Origin of the sequence: Zobellella endophytica (assembly GCF_003012775.1) — a bacterium.
GTDB lineage: Bacteria > Pseudomonadota > Gammaproteobacteria > Enterobacterales > Aeromonadaceae > Oceanimonas > Oceanimonas endophytica.
This window is the reverse complement of the sequence record NZ_PXYG01000002.1, coordinates 12,602-34,135: the sequence shown is the minus strand read 5'-3', so window position 1 is coordinate 34,135 and position 21,534 is coordinate 12,602. Positions and strand designations below refer to the sequence as shown.

Sequence of the window (21,534 nt, the reverse complement as noted above, 5' to 3'; positions counted from 1 at the left end):
TTGGCGCTTTAATTGTTGGTTGACAACTAATCTGTATTTCAAATGTAAGTTTGTTCGGGGCATCGTCAAACAGGGCTGATTTGGATCAATAAATGCCCCTGTACCTCCTTGGAGAGAGGAGGCAGTGTGCAATTTATCGACATGGCGCACAGTTTCGGGGAGGAGGAGCCTGGCCTGGCACCCTTGCCATGCCCATCTGCCTCTTTTCATCACCTAAACAAGCTGTCAGAATGGGCGCTTCTTGGGGGAGTAATCGTTCGGTACCCACCGAAACCACTGTCAACAATCTCTGAGCCGAAGGCTTATGGCAGTGGTGTCCTGATGGATTGATGAGACCTGAGACAGCGTGACTTGCCGGGCGGGACGTCACGAGGTCTCCGGTATCCATGATCCCGCCCCGAAGAGCGCCTATGAAATACAACACACCCTTCTGTTTCTTTGTTACCCCGGCCCAGGGGAGAACCTGCTCATGCTGATGTCGTTAGCCGCCATTGTTCTGGGCCTGGCCGTGCTGGTCTGGAGTGCCGACCGCTTCGTGGACGGCGCCTCGGCCACCGCCCGTTATGCGGGCATGCCGCCCTTGCTGATCGGCATGGTGATCGTGGGCTTCGGTACCTCCGCCCCCGAAATCGTGGTGTCGATCATCTCCGCGCTGGAAGGCAACCCGGGCCTGGCCCTGGGCAACGCCTACGGCTCCAATATCGCCAATATCGGGCTGATCCTGGGGATAACGGCGTTGATCAGCCCCATCGCCGTGCACTCCCAGGTGCTGCGCAAGGAACTGCCGATACTGCTGCTGATCACCCTGCTCTCCCTCGGCCTGTTGTGGAACGGCTGGCTGGCGCGCACCGATGCCCTGGTGCTGCTGGGGGTGTTTGTGCTGCTGATGGCCTGGAGCATCATCCAGGGCATGCGCGACGGCAATGACGCCATGGCGGCGGACGAGGCCAAGGAACTGGACGAAAACCGGATGACCCTGAAGCAGGCGCTGTTCTGGCTGGTGGCCGGCCTGGTGCTGCTGATCATCAGCTCGCGCATCCTGGTGTGGGGCGCGGTCAACGTGGCCCAGTCCTTCGGGGTGAGCGACCTTATCATCGGCCTGACCATAGTGGCGGTGGGCACCTCGCTGCCGGAGCTGGCGTCGTCCATCGCCGCCATCCGCAAGAACGAACACGACCTGGCCATCGGCAACGTGATCGGCTCCAACCTGTTCAACACCCTGGCGGTGGTCGGCCTGGCCGGCATCATCCATCCGCTGGAGGTGGCGGCCGAGGTGATCAGCCGCGACTTTATGGTTATGGGCGCCCTGACCCTGTCGCTGTTCGTGCTGGGCTACGGTTTCAAGGAGGGCCGCCAGGGCCGCATCAACCGGGTGGAAGGCGGCCTGCTGCTGCTGGCCTACGGCGGCTACACCACCTGGCTGGCACTGGGCGTGCTGACCGCCGCCTGAGCCGGGGTTTAAGGCAACGACTCCCGCAGGCCCGGCATATGCCGGGCCTGCCTGTTTCTGAGCCGGTATGGCGCATAAGTCGAATGGCGGCGATTCGACACATGTTGTATTGCTTGCCATCGCCAGACGACGATATAAAGGGTGACGAATAATAAAAATGACGATAAACGGGATTTAAAATGGATATCTATACGATGTTGAGCCAGGTTTTCGGCGCCATCTGGTTTTTTTTTCCGGTCTTGCTTGTGCTGGCGATAGTTAGAACCCCCTGGTTCAAGGGGATCTTTGGTGAATTCCAGGTCAATTTGCTGTTTCGGTTTTTCCTGCCCAGGGACAGATACCATTTGCTCAAGGACGTGACCTTGCCCACGGAAGATGGCACTACCCAAATCGATCACATCCTGGTTTCCTGCTATGGAGTCTTCGTGATCGAAACCAAGAACATGAAGGGATGGATTTTCGGCGCTGCGGAACAAAAGCAATGGACCCAGAAACGCTATAAAAAATCCTTCAAGTTCCAGAACCCACTCCATCAGAATTACAAGCACCTGAAAGCCCTGGAGTCGGTATTGGAGCTCAACCCCGACACCTTGTTCTCGGTCATTATCTTTATCGGAGACAGCCATTTCAAAACCCCGATGCCGGAGAACGTAACCTATGCCGGGGGTGGCATCCGTTTTATCAAATCCAAAACCGAAGAGCAGCTCAGCGAAAAACAGGTGCGGGACATCATTTTCTTTATTGAGCAAAAGCGTTTTCAGCGGGGTCTCAACACCAACCGACGGCATGTGGCCCATGTGAAAGCATTGGTCGAGCGCAAGTCCGGGGAGAAGATTTGTCCCAAATGTGGCTCCGGCATGGAACTGAGAGTGGGGCGAAAAGGGAAGTATGCCGGCCGCCGATTCTGGGGCTGCTCTTCCTATCCCAACTGCCGGACGGTGGAAAAGGCTGACTGAATTAAAATACGGCCGGCAGCGGTAGCCGGGGTGGACCGGCGGTATCCCGGCCCCTCGGCAGCCATTAAGCCGGGGGCCCGCTAGTCCAGCACGCTGAACTCCCTGAACAGCCGCACCGGCAGCGGGTACTCCAACTGCCAGGTGATGTTCATCGGTTTGCTACCATGATAACGAACGAAGTGCACCGGGCCGCAGGCGCGGTAGGGGGCATGCTTGTCGATGCGCACGAACAGTTGAAAGCGCCAGCCATGGTGTTCGCTGTCGAGGTAGCGGCGACCGGCCGGGGTATGGGGACCGGCGCTGTTCTGCGACTGCCAATGGAACTGGTGCTGGCTGATGGCGTAGTCGTTATAGGCCACCCCTTCGTGCAGGGCGGTGCTTTTATCCAGGGTGACGAACAACAGCTCGGTTTTATGTTCTTTTAGCGTCAGTACCCCGGCCTGGAAAGGGGTGCGTTTCTCCTCGGTCAAAAAGCCCACGGCGGTGAGAATTTCCCGGCTGTGATAAGCCGCATGCAGCTTAAGCGGGGTATGCTCCAGCCCGGGCAGCGGCGGGTACTGATGTTGGGTCCTGGCATCCAGGTAGCGGCCGAGCTGAGCCAGCTCGTCGCACACCGCCGGCGCCTGGGCCAGCCGTTCGAGAAAGGCCTGGGCCGAGCCGGTCTGGCTTTGCTGGCCATCTATCTGATAGGCCAGCATCTGCAGCCGCTGCCGTTGTTGCTCATTGTCGATGACGTAGCGGGCCTGATGCTCGGCTACCTGGCCGAGCAGCTGTAGTTGCTCCGGATCGTCCAGGTGCAGCAGGCTGTTCAGGCGACGACTGAGATAACGCTCCTCTGCGGCGGCGGCTCCCGGCAATAAACCGGCATCCCGTTGCAGATTGGTCCAGCCGCTGTTGTTGCCGCCACGATAGAGATCGTCCAGCTCCAGTTGCTGCTCGTGCAGAAAATCCCCAAGCACAACCCGACGGTTTCCCGTCAGGCTGACGTAGGCGTGCAGCTCTTGTTGTAGGCGGCGCCAGTTCTGATTCAGCGCCTGTTTCAGGCTGCTCAGAATATGTTCCTGGGCCTGTTTTTGCAGCTGGATATGGCAACCGCTGGGCAGGCGGCCAAAGCCGTTTTCTATGCAGTCGACCACCTCGCGGCGCGACAGGCCGGTGATGGCGCCATAGAGCAGATCGAAACGGAACCCCTCTTTATGCTGGCCGACAAAGTCCAGGATAAGACAGCTTTCCTTGCCCTCGAACAGGCGCAGCCCCCGGCCTATCTGCTGTTGGAACAGGGTGGCGCTCTGGGTGGGCCGCAACAGCAGCAAGGTGTTGACAAAGGGCAGGTCGACACCTTCGTTATAGAGATCGACCGTCACCAGGGCGTGGATCTCGCCGCGCTCCAGTTGCCTGGGCAGATCCCGCCGCTCCTTGGATGAGCTTTCCCCGGTGATCACCCGGGCGAGGATGCCGGCCTGCGCAAACTGCTCCGCCATAAATTCCGCATGGGCGATGCTCACGCAAAACACCAGGGTTTTACCCCGGCGAGGATCGTCCACCAGCTGTTGCCAGGCGCGGATCACCGCGGCGGCGCGCACCTGGTTGCCGGTCAGCAGGTTATCGAGGGCCTTGAGCTCACTGGCCTGCTGCCAGGGAATGCCCCGATAGTCGGTGTCATCGTCGCAGGCGTAATATTCGAAGGGCGCCAGCAATTGCAGATCCAGCGCCTGCCACAGGCGTAGCTGCGCCGCCGGCGAGCCATCCGGCCGGTTATCGAAATGGCGCAGGATATTCTTGCCATCGGCCCGCTCCGGGGTGGCGGTGAGGCCCAGCAGGCAAGCCGGCTTTAGGGTGGAAAGCAGGGTGTCGAAGCTGTTGGCCTCGATATGGTGGCATTCGTCGACGATCACCATCTGCCAGTAACCTGCGGTTTGCTCTGTTACCAGCTTGCGGGCATTGAGGCTCTGGATGGTGGCGAACAGGTGGTGATCCTGCTCGGGTTGGTGCTCGCCGGTAAAGAGATCGCCGAACTCCGCCTCGCGCAACACCAGGCGAAAGGTGCGCATGGCCTGCAGCAGCAGCTCTTTGCGGTGGGCGATAAACAACAGCCGTGGCCAGCCACCCTGTTTGCGGGCCAGCCGACGGTAATCGAACGCCGCCATCACGGTTTTGCCGGTGCCGGTGGCGGCGACCAGCAGGTTGCGCATCCGGCCATGCTCCCGTTCGTTGTCCAGTTGCTCCAGAATATCCAGCTGAAAGGGCTTGGGCTCGATATCGAAGAAGGTGGGGGTGGCGATCAGATCCCGCCCGGACTCGCGCTTAAGCGCCTTGGCCAGCTCGTTACGGTGCGTCGGATCGTCCGGGTCATAGGGTCGGAACTCGCCGTCTTCCCACAGGGTTTCAAAATTTGCCTGCGCCCGTTGAAAGAGCGGGTTCTGGCCTTTTTCGGTGAATTTGACCGTCCATTCCAGCCCACCCATCAGGGCGGCACCGGAGAGGTTGGCGCTGCCCACATAGGCGGAGCCGAAACCGGTGTCCCGCTCGAAGATCCAGGCCTTGGCGTGCAGCCGGGTGCGGCGGCCGTCGAGTGACACCCGGACTTCGCAGTGGGGCAGCCGAGCCAGCATGTCGAGCGCCTTCTGCTCGGTGGCGCCCACATAGGTGGTGGTCAGTACCCGGATCTTGGCCTGGCTGGCGCCCCCGGCATCGGTGCTGGTGATCCGTTTGAGCACCTCGATGATTTTGCGCACCCCCGACACGGTGATAAAGCTCACCAGCATATCCACGCTGTTGCACGATGCCAGCTCGGCGGTCAGCTCATGCAGCAGGGCGGGAGAGCCCTTGCCGGCGGTAAACAGCCAGGGCTGGGCTAGGCCGATGGCCGGCAGATCCGGCTTTCGCCGGGCTGGATAAAGCGAGCGCAGCACCCGGGGCGGGGTACACAGCAGATCGGGCGCTTCGCTCTGGTTCAGGCGCCGACGGGAGTATTGCAGGATATCGTTGATAAGCTCGGCCTGCGCTTTCACCTTGGCCTCTTTGTCACCAGCGACGCCAGCCAGCAACTGCGACAACTGCTCGGCCAGGGCATCGGCTAGGCGTTCGTGGCTGAACGCCGGGTTCAGCGCTTCGGGTTCGGCACTGAGCCCGGAGCGCTCCAGTGCTGCTGCTATCCCTTGGGTGGTCAGCAGATCGTAGAGTCCCTGTGCCAGTGGCTCGGTCATCTTGTCTTTCATCAGGGGCCGGGCACCGATCTGGAGCCGGCGTGAAGCCAAAGGCAACCATAGAGGGGCGCCATATCGACGGATACCGTATTCCGGTAGAAGCTGAGGGCGTTTTGCTGATAATAATCCACTGGCCGGCGCCGATAGTAAAATCAATGATGGTTCAGTACCTTATCAGAGTTCCGTCGGCGGCACAGCACCCGGTTGCCGGCGTGGCGGGTTTTGTGCCGGCCGGCATGGCATGAACGACGGGGTTAATCGGCCAGCAGTGAAACGGAGGTAAAGATGGCAATTAGCGAACAGGATAAACGGCACCTGCGCCGTTGTGTGGAGTTGGCGGCACAGGCGCTGGCGGCGGGGGATCAGCCGTTCGGCTCCGTGCTGGTAGGGGCGGATGGCGCCGTGCTGGCGGAGGATCGCAACCGCATCCACAGCCGCGAGCCCACCTGGCACCCGGAAATCGCCTTGGCGCGCTGGGCCGCCGAGCATCTCACCGAGCAGGAGCGGGCCGCCGCCATCCTCTATACCTCGGGCGAGCACTGTCCCATGTGCTCCGCCGCCCACGCCTGGGCGGGGCTGGGGCGCATCGTTTACGCCAGCTCCTCGGCCCAGTTCGAGCAGTGGTGCCGGGAGTGGAAGCGGCCGCCGTCGCCGGTGGCGGCCCTGTCCATCCATCAGGTGGTGCCCGGCCTACCGGTGGACGGGCCCGAGCCGGCCTTGGCGGCGGAGCTGCGTGAGTTGCACCGGCGTTATTTCGAGCGCGGATAGCCGGAGCTGTTCACCCTGCCCGGTTATTTGCCGGCGCGGACGAGGCGCCGGCCCGCAACGGGGCTTAAGCTGATGGAGTCGAAACAGCGGCGGTAACGAAGGGGAACATCATGCGGTTTGGCAAACTCTACGTCATCTGTGGCCTGGTATATGGCCTGCTGGGGCTGACCCTGGGCATCGTCATGGCCTCCAGCCACAACTACGGGCAGCACGTTACCCATGCGCACCTGTTGCTGATCGGTCTGGTGCTGTCCGTATTGTACGGCGTGATCCACCAGCTGTGGCTGACCACGCCGAATCGCTGGCTGGCCCGGCTGCAGTTTGGCGCCCATCAGTTGGGGGCCGCGGTGATCGGGGCGGGCCTGTTCCTGCGCTACGGCGGCCTGCGCCCGCCCCAGGTGGTGGAGCCCTTCCTAGCGGTGGCCTCCCTGCTGGTGCTGGCGGCCATGGTGCTGATGCTGGTGATGGTGTTGTGCACCAAGAGATAGGCGGGGCGCGATGGCGCAGATGGCGGGCCCGGCCAGGGCGGCGGGCAGTGGCCAGCGGGGCCGGAGTGATGCACTCCGGCCCTTTCGGTTATGGGCGGGTGGCGGCCTTCATGTTCTGCACGAAGGTGATCAGGGCGTCCAGCATGGCCTGTTCGTCGTCCAGGTGCTGTTCGATGATCTTGACCACGGCGGAGCCGGAAATGGCGCCGGCGGCACCGGCGCGGACGGCGTCGCGCACCTGCTCCGGGCTGGAGATGCCGAAGCCGAGCAGCGAGGGTGGGGCGCCGAATTCCTTCAGCCTGGCCAGCAGGCTGTCCACCGGCATGCCGGCCTTGGTTTCGGTGCCGGTCACCCCGGCGCGGCTCAGCAGGTAGGTGTAGCCCGAGCCCATTTCTGCCACGGTTTTCAGGGTGTCGTCGTTGCCGTTGGGCGGCGCTATGTAGATGCTGGCGATGCCCGCTTTGTCGGCGGCGGCCTTGAAGGGGGCCGCCATTTCCACCGGCACGTCGGCCACCAGCACCGAGTCCACCCCGGCGGCCAGGCACTGGGCGTAGAAGTTGGCCGGGCCCGGCTTGTACACCAGGTTGGCGTACACCAGCAGGCCGATGGGCAGCTCCGGGTATTTTTCGCGGATCTGTGTCAGCATCTCGAAGCAGGTGGCGGAGCGGGTGCCGGCCGCCAGCGCCCGCACCGTGGCGCCCTGGATGGTGGGGCCGTCGGCCACCGGATCGGAGAAGGGAATGCCGAGCTCCAGGGCGTCGGCGCCGCCGGCCACCAGGGCGTCGATCACCCGGAGCGACTGGCCAGGGGTGGGGTCGCCCAGGGTCACGAAGGGCACGAAGGCGCCCTCACCGGCGGCGTTCAGCCGGTCGAACAAAGACTGGTAACGGCTCATTTCAGCACTCCTTTCTGCTCCAGGATTTCGGCCACGGTAAAGATGTCCTTATCGCCCCGGCCGGAGAGGTTGACGATCAGCACCTGTTCCTTGTCGGGCTCGGCCTCGGCCATCTTCAGGGCGTAGGCCAGGGCGTGGGAGGATTCCAGCGCCGGTATGATGCCCTCAAAGCGGGCCAGGGCCTGGAAGGCGTCCAGCGCTTCGTCGTCGGTGATGGACTCGTAGCGGGCGCGGCCGATGGAGGCCAGGTAGGCGTGCTCGGGGCCGACCGAGGGAAAGTCGAGCCCGGCGGACACCGAGTAGGACTCCTCAATCTGGCCGTCGTCGTTCTGCATCAGCAGCGAGTGCATGCCGAAGAACACGCCCTTGGTGCCGTGGCGCAGGGGCGCGCCGTGCTCGCCGGTGTCGATGCCCTTGCCGGCGGGCTCGATGCCGATCAGCTCCACGCCTTCTTCATCGATAAAGTCGGCGAAGATGCCGATGGCGTTGGAGCCGCCGCCGACACAGGCGATCACCGCGTCCGGCAGCCGGGTTTCGCGCTCCCTGATCTGCACCTTGGCTTCCTCGCCGATCATGCGCTGGAATTCGCGCACTATGGTGGGGAAGGGGTGCGGGCCGGCGGCGGTGCCCAGCATGTAGTGGGTGGTGTCGTAGTTGGCGGCCCAGTCGCGCAGCGCCTCGTTGCAGGCGTCCTTGAGGGTGGCCGAGCCGGAGTGCACCGGTATCACTTCGGCGCCCATCAGCTTCATGCGGAACACGTTGGGCTTCTGCCGCTCGCAGTCCTTGGCGCCCATGTACACCCGGCACTTCAGGCCCATCAGGGCGCAGGCCAGGGCGGTGGCCACGCCGTGCTGGCCGGCGCCGGTTTCGGCGATGATTTCCCGCTTGCCCATGCGCTTGGCCAGCAGCGCCTGGCCCAGGACCTGGTTGGTCTTGTGGGCGCCGCCGTGCAGCAGGTCTTCCCGCTTGAGGTAGATGCGGGTCTTGGTGTGGGACGCCAGGTTGCGCACCCGGGTCAGCGGGGTGGGCCGGCCGGCGTATTCGCACAGCAGCTCGCGGAATTCCCGCTCGAACTCGGGATCCTGCTGGGCGTCGACAAAGGCTTGTTCCAGCTGCAGCAGGGCCGGCATCAGGATCTGGGGCACGTACATGCCGCCAAATTCACCGAAAAAGGGATTCAGTAAGGTCATAGTGTATTCCTGCGTCCGTAATGTCTGAGGGCGGCAAAGGCCGCGTTGAGTCTGACCGGGTCTTTCTGCCCGGGGGCGCTTTCCACGCCGGAATTGAAATCCAGCCCCTGGCAGCCGAGGGCGGCGGCGCGGGCGGCGTTGTCCGGATTGAGGCCGCCGGCGAGCAGCGCCTTGCGCTTGTCGATGCCTGCCAGCAGTGACCAGTCGAAGGCCTGGCCGGTGCCGCCACTCTGGCCGCCGGCCTTGGTGTCGAACAGCAGCCGGTCGGCGTTTTCCGGCAGGGCGGGCAGGGCATTCGCCACCGCCACCGCCTTCCAGATTTCCACCCCTTCGGGCAGCATCTCGCGCAGGGACTCGATATAGCCCTCATCCTCGTCGCCGTGCAGTTGCACCGCCTTCAGCCCCAGGGTGCGGGCCAGCTCGGAAATCTCGGTGCGCTTGTGGTTCTGGAACACGCCCACGTAGTCGAGGGGCGCGGCCCGGGTCACGGCTTGCGCCTGCTCCAGGCTCACGCAGCGCGGGCTTTGGGCCACGAAGATAAGGCCACCGAAGGCGGCACCGGCGGCATGGGCGGCGGCGGCGTCTTGTGGGCGGGTCAGGCCGCACACCTTGTTGTCGCCCAGCACCAGCCGGCGCACGGCGAGATCCAGGTCATCCTGGCTCATCAGCGAGCTGCCCACCAGAAAGCCGTCGGCGTGGGCGGACAGTGCCTTCACCTGGGCGTGGTGATGGATGCCGGATTCGGAGATGACGATGCGATCGGCCGGGATCAGGGCCGACAACTCCCGGGTGCGGTCCAGGTCGATGGACAGATCGCGCAGGTCCCGGTTGTTGATGCCGATAACCCGGGCGTCGAGCCGCAGCGCGCGCTCCACTTCCTCGGCGCTGATGACTTCGGTCAGTATGCCCATATTGAGCGCGCGGGCCACGGCGGCCAGTTCCCGGTACTGGTCGTCGTCCAGCACCGACAGCATCAGCAGGATGGCGTCGGCCTGGTGATGGCGGGCCAGCTTGATCTGGTAGGGGTCGATGATGAAGTCCTTGCAGACAACCGGCTGGCTCACCTGGCTGCGTACCCGGGTCACGAACTCGAAGCTGCCTTGGAAGTATTTTTCGTCGGTCAGCACCGAAATGGCCGAGGCGTAGCGGCCGTACACACCGGCGATGGCGTCGATGTCGAAGTCGGCGCGGATCAGGCCCTTGGAGGGCGAGGCTTTCTTGCATTCCAGGATAAAGGCCGGCTGGCCGGCGGCCAGGGCCGTCTCGAAGTCCCGATCGCTCGGGCCCAGGTCGGCTTCAAAGGTGTCCAGGGGCTGGACCTGCTTGCGCTGTGCGACCCAGATTTTCTTGTCGGCAACAATCTTGCCGAGAACGGTACTTAACATTGACTCAACTCCGCCAGTCTGGTGGCTACATCCATTGCTCGGCCGGATTTTAACACAGCCAGCACCTGCTCCACGCCTTCTTTCAGGTTGTCGGCCTGGCCGTTCATCACCAGCAGCGGCGCCACGTTCATGGCGATCACGCTCCGCTGGGCGTCGCTGCCCCTGCCCGCCAGCAGATCCAGGGTGATCAGCTTGTTTTCGGCCGGGGTACCGCCCTGGATGGCGCCGATGTCGTAGCGCTTCAGCCCCAGCTGCTCGGGGCTGAGCTCGTAGTGGTCGATGGCGCCGTCCCGGATCTCCGCCACCCGGGTGGTGCCGTGGATGGCGATTTCGTCCAGGCCGCTGCCGTGCACCACCATGCCCCGCTCAAGGCCCATGGCGACCAGGGTCTCGGCGATGGGGGTGACCAGCTGCCCGGCATAAACGCCGAGCAGCATAAAGTCGGGCCGGGCCGGGTTGATGAGCGGACCCAGCACATTGAAGATGGTGCGGGTCTTGAGCGCCTGGCGCACCGGCATGGCGTGGCGGATGCCGCCGTGGTAGTGGGGCGCGAACAGGAAGCAGACGTTGACCTCGTCCAGGCAGCGGCGGGCGCTGTCCGGGCTCAGATCGAGGCGGATGCCGAGTTGCTCCAGCAGATCCGAGGAGCCGGACTTGGAGGAGACGCCACGGTTGCCGTGCTTGGCCACCTTGATGCCGCAGGCGGCGGCCACCAGCGCCGAGGTGGTGGACACGTTGATGGTGTGCATGCCGTCGCCGCCGGTGCCGACGATGTCGCAGAAGGGGTAGTCCGGGCGCGGGAAGGGGCTGGCAGCGGCCAGCAGGGCACTGGCGGCACCGGCGATCTCCTCCGGGCTCTCGCCCTTGATCTTGAGGGCGGTGAGCAGGGAAGACAGCACGATGGGATCCATTTCGCCGCGCAGCAGCTGGCCGAACAGGGCCTGGGATTCTTCCCGGCTGATGTGCTCGCCCCGGTAGAGTTTTTCCATGGCCTGGTTCATGCGGTGGGCTCCTGTGCGGTGATGAAGTCGAGGCTCTGGGCCAGCAGGCGGGCCCCGTCGGTGGTCATGATGGACTCGGGATGAAACTGGAAGCCCAGCACCCGTTGGGCCCGGTCCAGCACCGCCATGGTCATGCCGTGGTAGTCGGCCACCACGTCCAGGCCGGCGGGAATGTCGGTGCCCACCAGGGAGTGGTAGCGGGCCACCGGCAGCGGATGGGGCAGGCCGGCGAACATGTCGCGACCCGAGTGGTGGATGAGCGAGCTCTTGCCGTGCTTGATCTCGCCCGCGCTCTCCACGGTGCCGCCGTAGTGCTCCACGATGGCCTGGTGGCCCAGGCAGATGCCGAGCACCGGGAAGCGGCCGATGCACTGCTTCAGCAGGGCTGGCATGTTGCCGGCCTCGGAGGGCTTGCCCGGCCCGGGGGAGAGCACCAGCACCGGCTGGTCGGCGGCGTCCATGGCGGCCAGCAGTTGGGCTACCGGCACGGTGTTGCGGTAGATGTGCACGGTGGCGCCCAGGGCGCGGAACTGATCCACCAGGTTGTAGGTAAAGGAGTCGTAGTTGTCGAGCAGGAAAACGGTATTAGCCATGGGTCACCTCCGCCAGGGTCTTGCCGTGAGCCAGGGCGATGGCATTGAGTACCGCCGCCGCCTTGTTACGGGTTTCGTCCGCTTCCGACTGGGGGTTGGAGTCGTACACCACGCCGGCGCCGGCCTGCACATGGGCCAGGCCCGAGCTGACGAAGGCGGAGCGGATCACGATGCAGGTGTCCATGTCGCCCAGGCCGTTGAGGTAGCCCACGGCGCCGCCGTAGCTGCCCCGGCGGCTGTGCTCCACGTGGCGGATCAGGTCGCTGGCGCGGATTTTGGGGGCGCCGGTCAGGGTGCCCATGTTCATGCAGGCCTGGTAGGCGTGCAGGGCGTCCAGGTCGGCACGCAAGATGCCCACCACCCGCGACACCAGGTGCATCACGTGGCTGTAACGATCCACGCTCAGCAGATCCTTTACATAGCGGCTGCCCGGCTCGCTGATGCGGGCGATGTCGTTGCGGGCCAGGTCCACCAGCATCAGGTGCTCGGCGGTTTCCTTCTCGTCCTGGCGCAGGTCCAGCTCGATGCGGCCGTCCAGATCCAGGTTGATGCTGCCGTCCGGGTTGAAGCCGCGCTTGCGGGTGCCGGCGATGGGATACATTTCCACCTGGCGATTGGCGTGGTCGAATTTCACCGAGCTCTCGGGGCTGGCGCCGAACAGGATGAAGTCCTGATCGTTGACGTAGAACATGTAGGGGCTGGGGTTGGTCTGCTTGAGCTTGCGATAGGCGGCCAGGGGGCTGGGGCAGGGCAGGCTGAAGCAGCGGGAAGGCACCACCTGGAAGATGTCGCCCACCATGATGTGGCCCTTGAGGGTTTCCACGTCGGCGCGGAATTCGGCGTCGCTCTTGTTGGCATGCACCTGGCCGGTGAAGGGGGCGTCCGCCTCGGGCTCGGCGTGCACCTCGCCGCAGGCGGCGGCCAACTGGTCGAGGCGCGCCTGCAGCCGGTCCTGCTCGGCCGGGTCGAACACGCAGGCGGCCAGGCGGCCGGTTTCCTGCATGTGATCCAGGGTGATCAGGGTTTCGGCCAGGTAGAAGCAGAAATCGGGGCAGTGGTTGATGCCCTCGCTGACCTCGGGCAACTGCTCGAAGGCGGCGATCAGATCGTAGGCGAAGGTGCCGGCCATAAACAGGTGCTGCTGGCCCTGGTCGGCGGTGAAGCGGGTCAGGATGAGGCGCAGGGTTTCCAGCACCGAGGTGGCCTTGAGCCGGCTGTCTTCGTCCAGGTTGGCATCGGCTTCCGGCACCGTCACCACCAGCTGATGGGCCTGGCGTTCGCCGCTGAGCTCACGCTCGACCAGGTCCAGGGCGGGCAGGCCGTTGGTGTTGAGGGCGGTGAGGGTCACGCTGTGGCGGTTGCATACCAGCCGGACGCAGGCGTCCAGCATCAGCAGGCTCTGGGTGCCGGCCTTGGTGTCGATTTCGGCGGACTCCAGCAGCACGCTGTTGTCGCCGGGGGTGGTGAGAGCGGCGAACAGGGCTAGGGGGTCGCCGGTATAGGGAGCATCTTGCAGTAAAACGTGGAGCTGACCATGCGCCATGGGGGTGTTCCTTTTTAGTTAGTCGCGGTCATCAGGAATTTGCCTGATCACCTGGCTGGCAATATCGTCATCGGTTATGGATACAAAGGCCGCTTGCAGCGGCAGGAACCGGGGCCCGGATTGCCATCGCCAAAAAACTGTTCTGGTCGGTTTCATCGCATCACCTTTTGCTGGATAATAAAAAAGCCCGCACGGTTGCGGGCTTTTATGTGTGCTGAGACTTTAAGACGAATACAGCAATTCACACTACCCGCGTTCAGGGAGTGTGCCACCACCAAATGGTCAGAGTGGAAATTTGCCGAAACATCGCGCTCTTCTCGTCAGTCAGAAACTGGGTACAGTTAAACGATATTCGGGGGTGCAAGTCAACCCCGACCACAGGATTTTTTATGCGAATCGATCTGCACAGCCATTCCACCGCCTCCGACGGCCGGCTCAGCCCCAGCGAACTGCTGGCCCGGGCCGCGGCCCAGGAGGTGGAGGTGCTGGCCCTGACCGACCACGACACCGTGGCCGGCCTGGCCGAGGCGCGGCAGGCGGCCGAGCGGCACGGTATCCGGCTGGTGGACGGGGTGGAAATCTCGGCCCTGTGGGAGCACAAGGAGATCCATGTGGTGGGGCTCAATATCGATCCCCAGCATGACGGGCTGGGTCGGCTGCTCGCGGCGCAGCAGCAGCGACGCGAGGCCCGTGCCCGGCTGATGGCCGAGCGGCTGGAAAAGGCGCGGTTTCCCGGCGCCTATGAAGGGGCCCGGGCCATTGCGGGCGATGCCCCCATTACCCGCACCCACATGGCCCAGTGGCTGCTGGAGCAGGGGGCGGCGGACTCCATGGGTAAGGTATTCCAGAAGTTTCTGAGCCGGGGCAACACCGGCTATGCGCCGCCGGACTGGTGCCCGCTCGGTGAGGCGGTGTCCGTTATCCAGCAGGCGGGCGGGGTGGCGGTGCTGGCCCATCCCACCCGTTACGATCTGTCCAACAAGTGGATCAAGAAAATGCTGGCGGCCTTCGCCGAGGCGGGGGGCGACGCCATGGAGGTGTCCATGGCCCAGCAGAGTCCCCAGGAACGTGCTAATTTGGGACAGTGGAGCAAGGACTTCAACCTTGCGGCCTCTGTTGGGTCCGATTTTCACTTTCCCAGCCATTGGCGGGAGCTGGGCCGGCAGCTGTGGCTGCCCAAGGAAGCGACCCCCGTCTGGGCGCGTTTTCTCTGATAACAATCATTCCGGGAGGAATTATGAGTCAATATTTCGAAATTCACGCCGACAATCCCCAGGCCCGCCTGATCAACCAGGCGGTGGCCATCGTACGCCAGGGCGGGGTGCTGGTGTATCCCACCGATTCCGGCTATGCCATCGGCTGCCTGGTGGGCGACAAGAATGCCATGGAGCGCATTTGCCGTATCCGCAAGATTGAAAAGGATCACAACTTCACCCTGGTGTGCCGGGATCTGTCCGAGCTGTCGTTCTACGCCCGGGTCGACAACGGCGCCTTCCGTTTGATGAAGAACAACACCCCCGGCGCCTATACCTTTATCCTGCATGCCACCAAGGAAGTGCCCAAACGGCTGCAGAACCCCAAGCGCAAGACCGTCGGCCTGCGGGTGCCGGACAACGCCATTACCCTGGCGCTGCTCGAGGCGCTGGGCGAGCCGCTGATGTCCTGCAGCCTGATCCTGCCCGGCGAGAGCGACGCCGAATACGATCCGCACCTGATCCGCCAACGGCTGGAAAAACTGGTGGATTTGATCATCGACGGCGGTGTGCTGGATCCCCGGCCGACCACCGTTATCGATCTCTATGATGACCTGCCCGTTATCGTGCGCGAAGGCGCCGGCGATATCCGGCCCTTTGAATAAGTGAATGACATGACTGAAAAACTGCAAAAAGTACTGGCCCGCGCGGGCAAGGGCTCACGCCGCGAAATCGAGGCGCTGATCAGCCAGGGGCGGGTGAGCGTGAACGGCAACGTGGCCCACCTGGGCGACCGGGTCACCGGCAACGAGCAGATCCGGGTGGATGGCCACAGCGTGGAAACCCAGCCCCAGGCCGAGATCATCTGCCGGGTGCTGGCCTATCACAAGCCGGAAGGCGAGGTAAGCACGCGCAAGGATCCGGAAGGCCGCCCCACGGTGTTCGACCGCCTGCCCAAGCTGCAGGGCGCGCGCTGGGTGGCGGTGGGCCGGCTGGACGTGAACACCTCCGGCCTGTTGCTGTTCACCACCGACGGCGAGCTGGCCAACCGGCTGATGCACCCGCGTCACGAAATCGACCGGGAGTACGCGGTACGGGTGTTCGGCGAGGTGGACGAGGCCATGCTGCAGCGGCTGCGCAAGGGGGTGATGCTGGAAGACGGCATGGCCAAGTTCGAGACCCTGAAATACAGCGGCGGCGAAGGCATGAACCATTGGTTCCACGTCACCCTGAAGGAAGGCCGCAACCGGGAAGTGCGCCGGCTGTGGGAGTCCCAGGACGTACAGGTGAGCCGGCTGATCCGGGTGCGTTACGGCAAGATTGAACTGCCCCGTACCCTGCCGCGGGGCGGCTGGGCCGAGATGCCGCTGGAGCAGGTCAACTACCTGCGCCGGGAAGTGGGGCTGGCACCGGAGGAGCAGAGCAAGGTGGACATGCACGCCCCCGAGCGTTACAAGCAGGTGGCCCAGATCCGCAAGGCGGTGCGCAAGCACAACTCCCGGGTGAAGAGCGCCGGCACCGGCGCGGCCCCGAAAAAACCGGCCGCCGCCCGTCCGCGCAGCTCGGGCCCGCGCCAGAAGAGCAAAACCCGGATGTAAAAGCAGCGCAAAGCTGGAAGCCTGAAGTTTGAAGAAAAACGGCGCCGGGAGTCATCCCGGCGCCGTTTTTGTTGATGTTGTGGGCCGCCTGCGCCTCACGCAGCCGTAGGGTCCACTTCAGTAGACCATTCCGACAACGGCGCCGGGGTTCGGTCGAATAAATTCGACCCTACGACGACCCTTGCGGTTTGCCTCCAGCCTCAGCCTTCGGTCGCGAATTCCCGCCGGGAAAAGGCCACCCGCTCCTCCGGGGTCATGGTGACCTTCTTGCCCAGTTTTTCAATCTTGCGCAGCCGGGGCACCAGGCCGGCGGCGTTGGCAGTCTGGATGGCGAGCCCGGGGCGGGCATTCAGCTCCAGCAGCATGGGACCCTTCTGCTTGTCGAGCACCATGTCGGTACCGATATAGCCCAGCCCCGACATCTCGTAGCAGGAGGAGGACAGGCTCAGCAGCTCTTCCCAGTAGGGCACCTTGAGCTCGAGCAGATCCCGGCCGGTATCCGGGTGGTAACGGATGGGCAGGTTGAACTGCACCGCCCGGATGGCGCGGCCGCTGTTGATGTCGAGCCCCACGCCCACGGCGCCCTGGTGCAGGTTGGCCTTGCCGTCGGAGGCGTCGGTGGACAGCCGCATCATCGCCATCACCGGAAAGCCCTTGAACACGATAACCCGGGTGTCGGGCACGCCTTCGTAGGAGAAGCCGTCGAACACGTCGTCGAAGTTGATCAGCGCTTCTATCAGCGCTACGTCCGGCTTGCCGCCGAGGGAGAACAGGCCGGCGAGGATGTTGGACACATGCCGTTCCAGGTCGCCGATGCTCTCGACCTTGCCGCTGGGCTTGACGAAGTTGGTCCTGTCGTGGCGCTCGATCACCACTATGCCCTTGCCGCCGGAGCCCTTGGCGGGCTTGACGCAAAAGCCCGGCCAGTCCTTGACCAGCTCCCACAGGTGCGACACCTGATGCTGGAACTCGATCACGCCCACCAGCTCGGGTACCGTCACCCCCGCGTCCAGGGCGATTTTCTTGGTCTTCAGCTTGTTGTCCACCAGCGGATAGAGCCGGCGCGGGTTGTAGCGGCTGATATAGGAAATGTTGCGCCGGTTCATGCCCATGATGCCCATGCGGCGCAGGGCAAAGGGCGAGGCGTATTTCTCAAGCAGGCTCTTAAACATCTTTCTGCTCATCCACCAGCGGCTTGAAGCGCTTGAGTTCGGTCAGGCGGTAGCCGGTGTAGTTGCCCAGCAGCAGCACCGCGGCCATCACGATCAACTGCAGCCCGAGGAAGTTGAAGGTCAGGTGGCGTACCAGCTCGTTGTTCATCGCCAGGAAGGCCATCACCGCCACCAGCAGCGAGCCGCCGCCCTGCTTGACCACTTCCTTGGGGCCTTCTTCTTCCCACAGGATCGACATCCGCTCTATGGTCCAGGCCAGGATGATCATCGGGAAGAAGGTGATCTTCATGCCCTCGGTCAGGCCCAACTGGTAGGCGACGATGCTGAAGAAGCCGATCATGCCGATGACCATGATGATCACCGCCGATATTCGCGCCACCAGCAGCAGGTTGAGGTGCGAGAGGTAGGAGCGCAGCACCAGGCCGGTGCCCACGATCAGCAGGAAGCCGACCAGGCCGGTAAGCAGGCTGGTCTGGATAAAGGCCATGGCGATCAGCACCGGCATGAAGGTGCCCGAGGTTTTCACCCCGACGATAATGCGCAGGAACACCACCGCCAGCACGCCGATGGGGATCAGCAGTATGCCCTTGAACAGCGCCTGCTCTTCCAGCGGCAGGTTGTAGAGCGAGACGTTGATCCAGTCGGGCTGATCAAACTTCTGCGCCAGGGCCACGTTGACCGGCTGCTCCTGCTGCAGCATGGTGAACGTCACCCGGGAGTTGCTGCCGCCCACCAGATCCAGCACCGGGGCCGAATGGTATTCCCACAGTAGCAACTGCTCCTGGCGCCCCTGGCTGCCGGTGGCCGGGTTGAAGATGTCGTATTGCTCGCCCTCGTAGACCTGCACTATGTCCACCAGCGGCTGGCGGCGGCGGCCGTCTTCCAGTTGCAGGCCCTTGAGCAGCCGGGCCGGCACCCCGGCCCGGTGCAGCAGTTCCACCAGCAGCGGGCCGGTTGCCTTGTACTGGGCCAGCAGCTCGGCGTTCTGGCCCCGGTTGCTCAGCTCCTTGAGCAGTTCCCGGGTCAGGGTAATGCCGTCGGAGGAGCGCTCCTGGGCGATGGCCAGCACCTGATCCATGGCGGTGGCGTAGGGCTCGGCCACCTCGGTGCTGGTGACGTCCGGGATCTGGCTCGGCAGCGGCCCCCTGGCGAAGGGATCCAGCATCATGTCGACCTTGTAGTACAGCTCCTGGTCGCCGGTGGCGGAGCGGATTGACCATTCCGCCCGGCTGCTGCCTTCGGCCTCGACAAAGGACAGCCCGTAGCCGGGAGAGGCGGCGGACTCGTTCATCAGGGTGAAGCCGGGCTGGCTGCCGGGGATGGCCAGCGAGGCCTTGACCGGGTTGCCGCTGGCCTCGAATTCCACCTTCGCCTCGATGGACCAGATCTGGCGCTTTTCACCGGGCAGCCAGGGCACTTCATACACGAAGTGGCGATGCAGCATCAGCGCCAGGCCGACCAGGAACAGGGCGGCCACGATCAGATAAAAGGGCTTGCGTGAGTACATGTTGTTTACTCGTTGGAAGAGGCGGGACGCTTGGGCTTGCCCTGCACGTTCTGGCGGGCGATATCCACCACGGCGATGTCTTTCAGGAATTCGCGCCCCAGCAGCACCGGATAGGTCATCTGGGAACGGTCGGTCAGGGTGAACTCGGTTCTTTCCGACAACCGGCCCAGGCGCATGGTCAGCGCCACCACCGGCCTTCTTTCGGTGCTGTCGGCCGAGGCCTGGCGGATACGCACATAACGCACCAGCGGGGTTTCCACCGGCAGCTTTTCGTCCACCCCCTCGTGGGCCAGGTTGAAGCTGACCCAGGGGTTGCCGTCGCGCTCGAATACCGTAATGTCCTGGGCACTGAGGGAAGAGGTGGTGGCGCCGGTGTCGATACGGGCCGGGAAGCTGTCGTTGACCGCATCCAGCCACACATCCTCGGTTTCGCCCACGATCAGCTTGCCGTCCCGGGTTTCGTTGTCGGGATACTCGGCCGGGGCTTCGCGGCCGCCGGCGGACGGCGGCGGCGGCGGGGGTGGGGTGGTCATCTGTCTTTTCAAGATATTGAGCTCCTGTTGCAGGGCGGTCATATAGGCATGATGGTTGCTGCTGAGCTGGGCATTCTGCTGGAACATGGTGTCCACCAGACGGGCCTCGAGGCTGGCGAGGGAAGCCTCGAGCCGGGCTTCGGACACGGGGTTGGGCTCGGGCTGCGCATCCGCTTGCGGCTTCTGGCTGGCACAGGCGGTCAGCAGCAGGGGTAATACCAATATTGTCGCAGCTTTACTCATACCTTCCCTCTTGTTGATGTTGGGGGTCGACCGGCTTGCTGGCGATGATGATCGCGCGTTTGGGGGCCGGGTAACCTTCAATGGTTTTGCCGATGTCTTGCGGATCCAGAAAATCCGCCAGCGATTCGTTGCGCATCCAGTCGGTGCGTCGTTGTTCCTGCAGGGTGGTGGTGCTTTCGTCCACCACCCGTATCTGTTCGAAGCCGCATTTTTCCAGCCAGCCGACCAGGGCGGCGCTGCTGGGAATGAACCAGACGTTGCGCATCTTGCCGTAGCGCTCGCCCGGTACCAGCACCCGGTGTTCGTCGCCGTCGACGACCAGGGTTTCCAGTACCAACTCGCCGCCACCGCGCAACTGGGCCTTGAGCTGCAGCAGGTGGTCGATGGGCGAGCGGCGGTGATAGAGCACGCCCATCGAAAATACCGTGTCGAAGGCGCGCAGTTCGGGCATTTCTTCTATGCCTAAGGGTAATACTTGAATCCCTTTATGACCATTGGCGAAGTGGCGCACCGCCTCGAACTGGCAAATGAACAGCTGGGAGGGATCGATGCCCACCGCCATCCTGGCGCCGGCGCCCAGCATCCGCCACAGGTGGTAGCCGCTGCCGCAGCCCACGTCCAGCACATAGCGGTGCTTGAGAGGGCTGATATGGGGCACCAGCCGATCCCACTTCCAGTCGGAACGCCATTCGGTATCGATGTGGATGCCGTGGATCTCGAAGGGACCCTTGCGCCAGGGATGGAACTGGCGCAGCAGGCTTTCTATCTTCTTCTGCTCGCCGGGGGCAACCTCGCCGGGGCGACCGATGGTGACGCCCTGGCCCAGCTCGACATGCTCGGTGGCTATCTTCGGCAGCTTGTGCAGCGCCCGCACCCAGCGGGCAAAGTCGCCGTGCAGGTGCTGTTTCTGCCAGTCGTGCAACTGGCCCGGCAGGCAGTGCAGCCAGTGGCTCAGCCGGGTTTTGGCGATCTGCTGGTAGAAGTCGCTGAAATCGATCATTTGATGGCGACCATGGAGCCGAAGTTGAAGCACTGGAACCACAGGTCCACATGGCGGAAGCCGGCGCGGGCGAGCCGTTCCCTGTGCTGCTCCGGGGTGTCCGGGCGCAGCACGTTTTCCAGCGCGTTGCGCTTCTGGCTGATTTCCAGCTCGCTGTAACCGTTGGCGCGCTTGAAGTCGTGGTGCAGATCGATCAGCAGCTCGTTGACGGTGTCGTCGGCGCTCTTGAACTTTTCGCTCAGAACCAGCACCCCGCCCGGGTTCAAGCCGTGATAAATCCGGGTCAGCAAGGCTTCCCGGCGCTCGGGGGCGATAAACTGCAGGGTGAAGTTCAGCACCACTACAGAGGCATTTTCGATGGCGATGTCGCAGATGTCCGCCTCGATCAGATCCACCCGGGTGTCGGACCGGAAGGACGCCAGGTGCCCGCGGGCCCGTTCCAGCATGGCGGCGGAGTTGTCGACCGCGATGATGCTGCACCCGGGCTGGCTCAGGTTGCGGCGCATTTCCTGGGTGGCGGCGCCGAGGGAGCAGCCCAGATCGTACAGGCGGCTGTGGGGCCGGGCGAAGCGGGCCGTGATCATGCCGATGGCGGAAATGATGTTGGAATAGCCGGGCACGGAGCGCTTGATCATGTCCGGGAAGACGTCGGCGACTTTTTGGTCAAAGCAAAAATCACCGAGCTCGGCGATAGGCGCGGCGAAAATATGATCTTTTGATGGCATGGCGATATTTCTGACGACCTTGGCTCGGGGCGCAGCGGCTGCGCAAAATTGGCCGGTATTGTAAAAGAAGCGCCGGGTGTTGTCTTGC

General features: G+C 63.7%; 20 protein-coding genes and 1 other annotated feature. Of the genes, 7 read left to right on the top strand and 13 right to left on the bottom strand.

The genetic code is table 11. The annotated features are described in order from the left end of the window. Positions 1-469 precede the first annotated feature (469 nt). A complete protein-coding gene (locus tag C7H85_RS05320; protein ID WP_106728685.1) occupies positions 470-1,450 on the top strand; it encodes a calcium/sodium antiporter in 981 nt (326 codons plus the stop codon). A gap of 179 nt (positions 1,451-1,629) precedes the next feature. Next, positions 1,630-2,406, top strand: a complete 777-nt coding sequence (locus C7H85_RS05315; protein ID WP_106728684.1) for a nuclease-related domain-containing protein — start codon at positions 1,630-1,632, stop codon at positions 2,404-2,406. An 80-nt stretch (positions 2,407-2,486) separates the two neighbouring features. Here the strand turns inward: C7H85_RS05315 and C7H85_RS05310 are convergent, their stop codons facing one another. Beyond that, positions 2,487-5,612 (bottom strand): DEAD/DEAH box helicase, encoded by a 3,126-nt coding sequence (locus C7H85_RS05310; RefSeq protein ID WP_106729376.1) that lies wholly within the window; start codon positions 5,610-5,612, stop codon positions 2,487-2,489. Between the two features lie 285 nt (positions 5,613-5,897). On the opposite strand from C7H85_RS05310, the gene C7H85_RS05305 reads away from it, so the two are divergent. Together C7H85_RS05305 and C7H85_RS05300 are read left to right on the top strand one after the other, a co-directional pair. Continuing rightward, the gene (locus C7H85_RS05305; protein ID WP_106728683.1) at positions 5,898-6,380 is read left to right on the top strand and encodes a nucleoside deaminase; all 483 of its coding nucleotides are present in this window, start codon (positions 5,898-5,900) and stop codon (positions 6,378-6,380) included. Positions 6,381-6,490: 110 nt separating this feature from the next. After that, entirely contained in the window at positions 6,491-6,868 is a 378-nt protein-coding gene (locus C7H85_RS05300) for a TonB-dependent receptor (RefSeq protein ID WP_106728682.1), read from the top strand. Positions 6,869-6,956: 88 nt separating this feature from the next. Here C7H85_RS05300 and trpA read toward each other — a convergent pair whose 3' ends face one another. From trpA to C7H85_RS19705, 7 genes are read right to left on the bottom strand one after another with little or no spacing between them, the layout of a single operon-like run. Next, positions 6,957-7,763: a tryptophan synthase subunit alpha gene (gene trpA, locus C7H85_RS05295; protein WP_106728681.1), complete on the bottom strand. Its 807-nt coding sequence runs from the start codon at positions 7,761-7,763 to the stop codon at positions 6,957-6,959. Continuing rightward, positions 7,760-8,953 carry a tryptophan synthase subunit beta gene (trpB, locus tag C7H85_RS05290; RefSeq protein WP_106728680.1) on the bottom strand — a complete coding sequence of 398 codons (1,194 nt, stop codon included), beginning with the start codon at positions 8,951-8,953 and terminating at the stop codon, positions 7,760-7,762. Before trpB ends, trpA begins: the two co-directional genes overlap by 4 nt. Beyond that, positions 8,950-10,338: a bifunctional indole-3-glycerol-phosphate synthase TrpC/phosphoribosylanthranilate isomerase TrpF gene (trpCF, locus tag C7H85_RS05285; RefSeq protein WP_106728679.1), complete on the bottom strand. Its 1,389-nt coding sequence runs from the start codon at positions 10,336-10,338 to the stop codon at positions 8,950-8,952. Before trpCF ends, trpB begins: the two co-directional genes overlap by 4 nt. Further along, a complete protein-coding gene (gene trpD, locus C7H85_RS05280) occupies positions 10,332-11,339 on the bottom strand; it encodes an anthranilate phosphoribosyltransferase (protein ID WP_106728678.1) in 1,008 nt (335 codons plus the stop codon). Before trpD ends, trpCF begins: the two co-directional genes overlap by 7 nt. Continuing rightward, on the bottom strand, positions 11,336-11,932 hold the full coding sequence (locus C7H85_RS05275) for an aminodeoxychorismate/anthranilate synthase component II (protein WP_106728677.1): 597 nt from the start codon (positions 11,930-11,932) through the stop codon (positions 11,336-11,338). Before C7H85_RS05275 ends, trpD begins: the two co-directional genes overlap by 4 nt. Further along, entirely contained in the window at positions 11,925-13,475 is a 1,551-nt protein-coding gene (locus C7H85_RS05270; RefSeq protein ID WP_106728676.1) for an anthranilate synthase component 1, read from the bottom strand. Before C7H85_RS05270 ends, C7H85_RS05275 begins: the two co-directional genes overlap by 8 nt. An 18-nt stretch (positions 13,476-13,493) precedes the next feature. Further along, the gene (locus C7H85_RS19705; protein ID WP_158260065.1) at positions 13,494-13,631 is read right to left on the bottom strand and encodes a hypothetical protein; all 138 of its coding nucleotides are present in this window, start codon (positions 13,629-13,631) and stop codon (positions 13,494-13,496) included. A 21-nt stretch (positions 13,632-13,652) separates the two neighbouring features. After that, positions 13,653-13,755, bottom strand: a sequence feature (Trp leader region). Between the two features lie 109 nt (positions 13,756-13,864). On the opposite strand from C7H85_RS19705, the gene rnm reads away from it, so the two are divergent. Genes rnm through rluB form a run of 3 tightly spaced genes read left to right on the top strand, consistent with a single transcriptional unit; the run spans position 13,865 to position 16,266 of the window. Then, entirely contained in the window at positions 13,865-14,689 is an 825-nt protein-coding gene (gene rnm / locus C7H85_RS05265; protein ID WP_106728675.1) for an RNase RNM, read from the top strand. 23 nt (positions 14,690-14,712) lie between these two features. Continuing rightward, complete coding sequence (locus C7H85_RS05260; RefSeq protein ID WP_106728674.1) at positions 14,713-15,333, top strand: L-threonylcarbamoyladenylate synthase; 621 nt, start codon at positions 14,713-14,715, stop codon at positions 15,331-15,333. A gap of 9 nt (positions 15,334-15,342) precedes the next feature. Then, a complete protein-coding gene (gene rluB, locus C7H85_RS05255) occupies positions 15,343-16,266 on the top strand; it encodes a 23S rRNA pseudouridine(2605) synthase RluB (protein ID WP_106729375.1) in 924 nt (307 codons plus the stop codon). A 200-nt stretch (positions 16,267-16,466) separates the two neighbouring features. Here the strand turns inward: rluB and C7H85_RS05250 are convergent, their stop codons facing one another. Genes C7H85_RS05250 through cmoA form a run of 5 tightly spaced genes read right to left on the bottom strand, consistent with a single transcriptional unit; the run spans position 16,467 to position 21,446 of the window. Continuing rightward, on the bottom strand, positions 16,467-17,438 hold the full coding sequence (locus tag C7H85_RS05250; protein ID WP_106728673.1) for an alpha-L-glutamate ligase-like protein: 972 nt from the start codon (positions 17,436-17,438) through the stop codon (positions 16,467-16,469). Beyond that, positions 17,431-18,945, bottom strand: coding sequence for an inactive transglutaminase family protein (locus C7H85_RS05245; protein WP_106728672.1), 1,515 nt, complete (start codon positions 18,943-18,945; stop codon positions 17,431-17,433). The genes C7H85_RS05250 and C7H85_RS05245 overlap by 8 nt, the downstream gene beginning before the upstream one ends. Positions 18,946-18,950: 5 nt before the next feature. Further along, positions 18,951-19,721, bottom strand: coding sequence for an ATP-dependent zinc protease family protein (locus C7H85_RS05240; protein WP_106728671.1), 771 nt, complete (start codon positions 19,719-19,721; stop codon positions 18,951-18,953). After that, entirely contained in the window at positions 19,714-20,721 is a 1,008-nt protein-coding gene (gene cmoB / locus C7H85_RS05235; protein ID WP_106728670.1) for a tRNA 5-methoxyuridine(34)/uridine 5-oxyacetic acid(34) synthase CmoB, read from the bottom strand. Before cmoB ends, C7H85_RS05240 begins: the two co-directional genes overlap by 8 nt. Then, a complete protein-coding gene (gene cmoA, locus C7H85_RS05230; RefSeq protein ID WP_106728669.1) occupies positions 20,718-21,446 on the bottom strand; it encodes a carboxy-S-adenosyl-L-methionine synthase CmoA in 729 nt (242 codons plus the stop codon). The genes cmoB and cmoA overlap by 4 nt, the downstream gene beginning before the upstream one ends. Positions 21,447-21,534: the final 88 nt, after the last annotated feature.

What these genes read in the sequence shown, in the direction of transcription:
- C7H85_RS05320 (WP_106728685.1), top strand. Translation starts at nt 470, where the DNA reads ATGCTGATGTCGTTAGCCGCCATTGTTCTGGGCCTGGCCGTGCTGGTC.
- C7H85_RS05315 (WP_106728684.1), top strand. Translation starts at nt 1,630, where the DNA reads ATGGATATCTATACGATGTTGAGCCAGGTTTTCGGCGCCATCTGGTTT.
- C7H85_RS05310 (WP_106729376.1), bottom strand. Translation starts at nt 5,612, where the DNA reads ATGACCGAGCCACTGGCACAGGGACTCTACGATCTGCTGACCACCCAA.
- C7H85_RS05305 (WP_106728683.1), top strand. Translation starts at nt 5,898, where the DNA reads ATGGCAATTAGCGAACAGGATAAACGGCACCTGCGCCGTTGTGTGGAG.
- C7H85_RS05300 (WP_106728682.1), top strand. Translation starts at nt 6,491, where the DNA reads ATGCGGTTTGGCAAACTCTACGTCATCTGTGGCCTGGTATATGGCCTG.
- trpA (WP_106728681.1), bottom strand. Translation starts at nt 7,763, where the DNA reads ATGAGCCGTTACCAGTCTTTGTTCGACCGGCTGAACGCCGCCGGTGAG.
- trpB (WP_106728680.1), bottom strand. Translation starts at nt 8,953, where the DNA reads ATGACCTTACTGAATCCCTTTTTCGGTGAATTTGGCGGCATGTACGTG.
- trpCF (WP_106728679.1), bottom strand. Translation starts at nt 10,338, where the DNA reads ATGTTAAGTACCGTTCTCGGCAAGATTGTTGCCGACAAGAAAATCTGG.
- trpD (WP_106728678.1), bottom strand. Translation starts at nt 11,339, where the DNA reads ATGAACCAGGCCATGGAAAAACTCTACCGGGGCGAGCACATCAGCCGG.
- C7H85_RS05275 (WP_106728677.1), bottom strand. Translation starts at nt 11,932, where the DNA reads ATGGCTAATACCGTTTTCCTGCTCGACAACTACGACTCCTTTACCTAC.
- C7H85_RS05270 (WP_106728676.1), bottom strand. Translation starts at nt 13,475, where the DNA reads ATGGCGCATGGTCAGCTCCACGTTTTACTGCAAGATGCTCCCTATACC.
- C7H85_RS19705 (WP_158260065.1), bottom strand. Translation starts at nt 13,631, where the DNA reads ATGAAACCGACCAGAACAGTTTTTTGGCGATGGCAATCCGGGCCCCGG.
- rnm (WP_106728675.1), top strand. Translation starts at nt 13,865, where the DNA reads ATGCGAATCGATCTGCACAGCCATTCCACCGCCTCCGACGGCCGGCTC.
- C7H85_RS05260 (WP_106728674.1), top strand. Translation starts at nt 14,713, where the DNA reads ATGAGTCAATATTTCGAAATTCACGCCGACAATCCCCAGGCCCGCCTG.
- rluB (WP_106729375.1), top strand. Translation starts at nt 15,343, where the DNA reads ATGACTGAAAAACTGCAAAAAGTACTGGCCCGCGCGGGCAAGGGCTCA.
- C7H85_RS05250 (WP_106728673.1), bottom strand. Translation starts at nt 17,438, where the DNA reads ATGTTTAAGAGCCTGCTTGAGAAATACGCCTCGCCCTTTGCCCTGCGC.
- C7H85_RS05245 (WP_106728672.1), bottom strand. Translation starts at nt 18,945, where the DNA reads ATGTACTCACGCAAGCCCTTTTATCTGATCGTGGCCGCCCTGTTCCTG.
- C7H85_RS05240 (WP_106728671.1), bottom strand. Translation starts at nt 19,721, where the DNA reads ATGAGTAAAGCTGCGACAATATTGGTATTACCCCTGCTGCTGACCGCC.
- cmoB (WP_106728670.1), bottom strand. Translation starts at nt 20,721, where the DNA reads ATGATCGATTTCAGCGACTTCTACCAGCAGATCGCCAAAACCCGGCTG.
- cmoA (WP_106728669.1), bottom strand. Translation starts at nt 21,446, where the DNA reads ATGCCATCAAAAGATCATATTTTCGCCGCGCCTATCGCCGAGCTCGGT.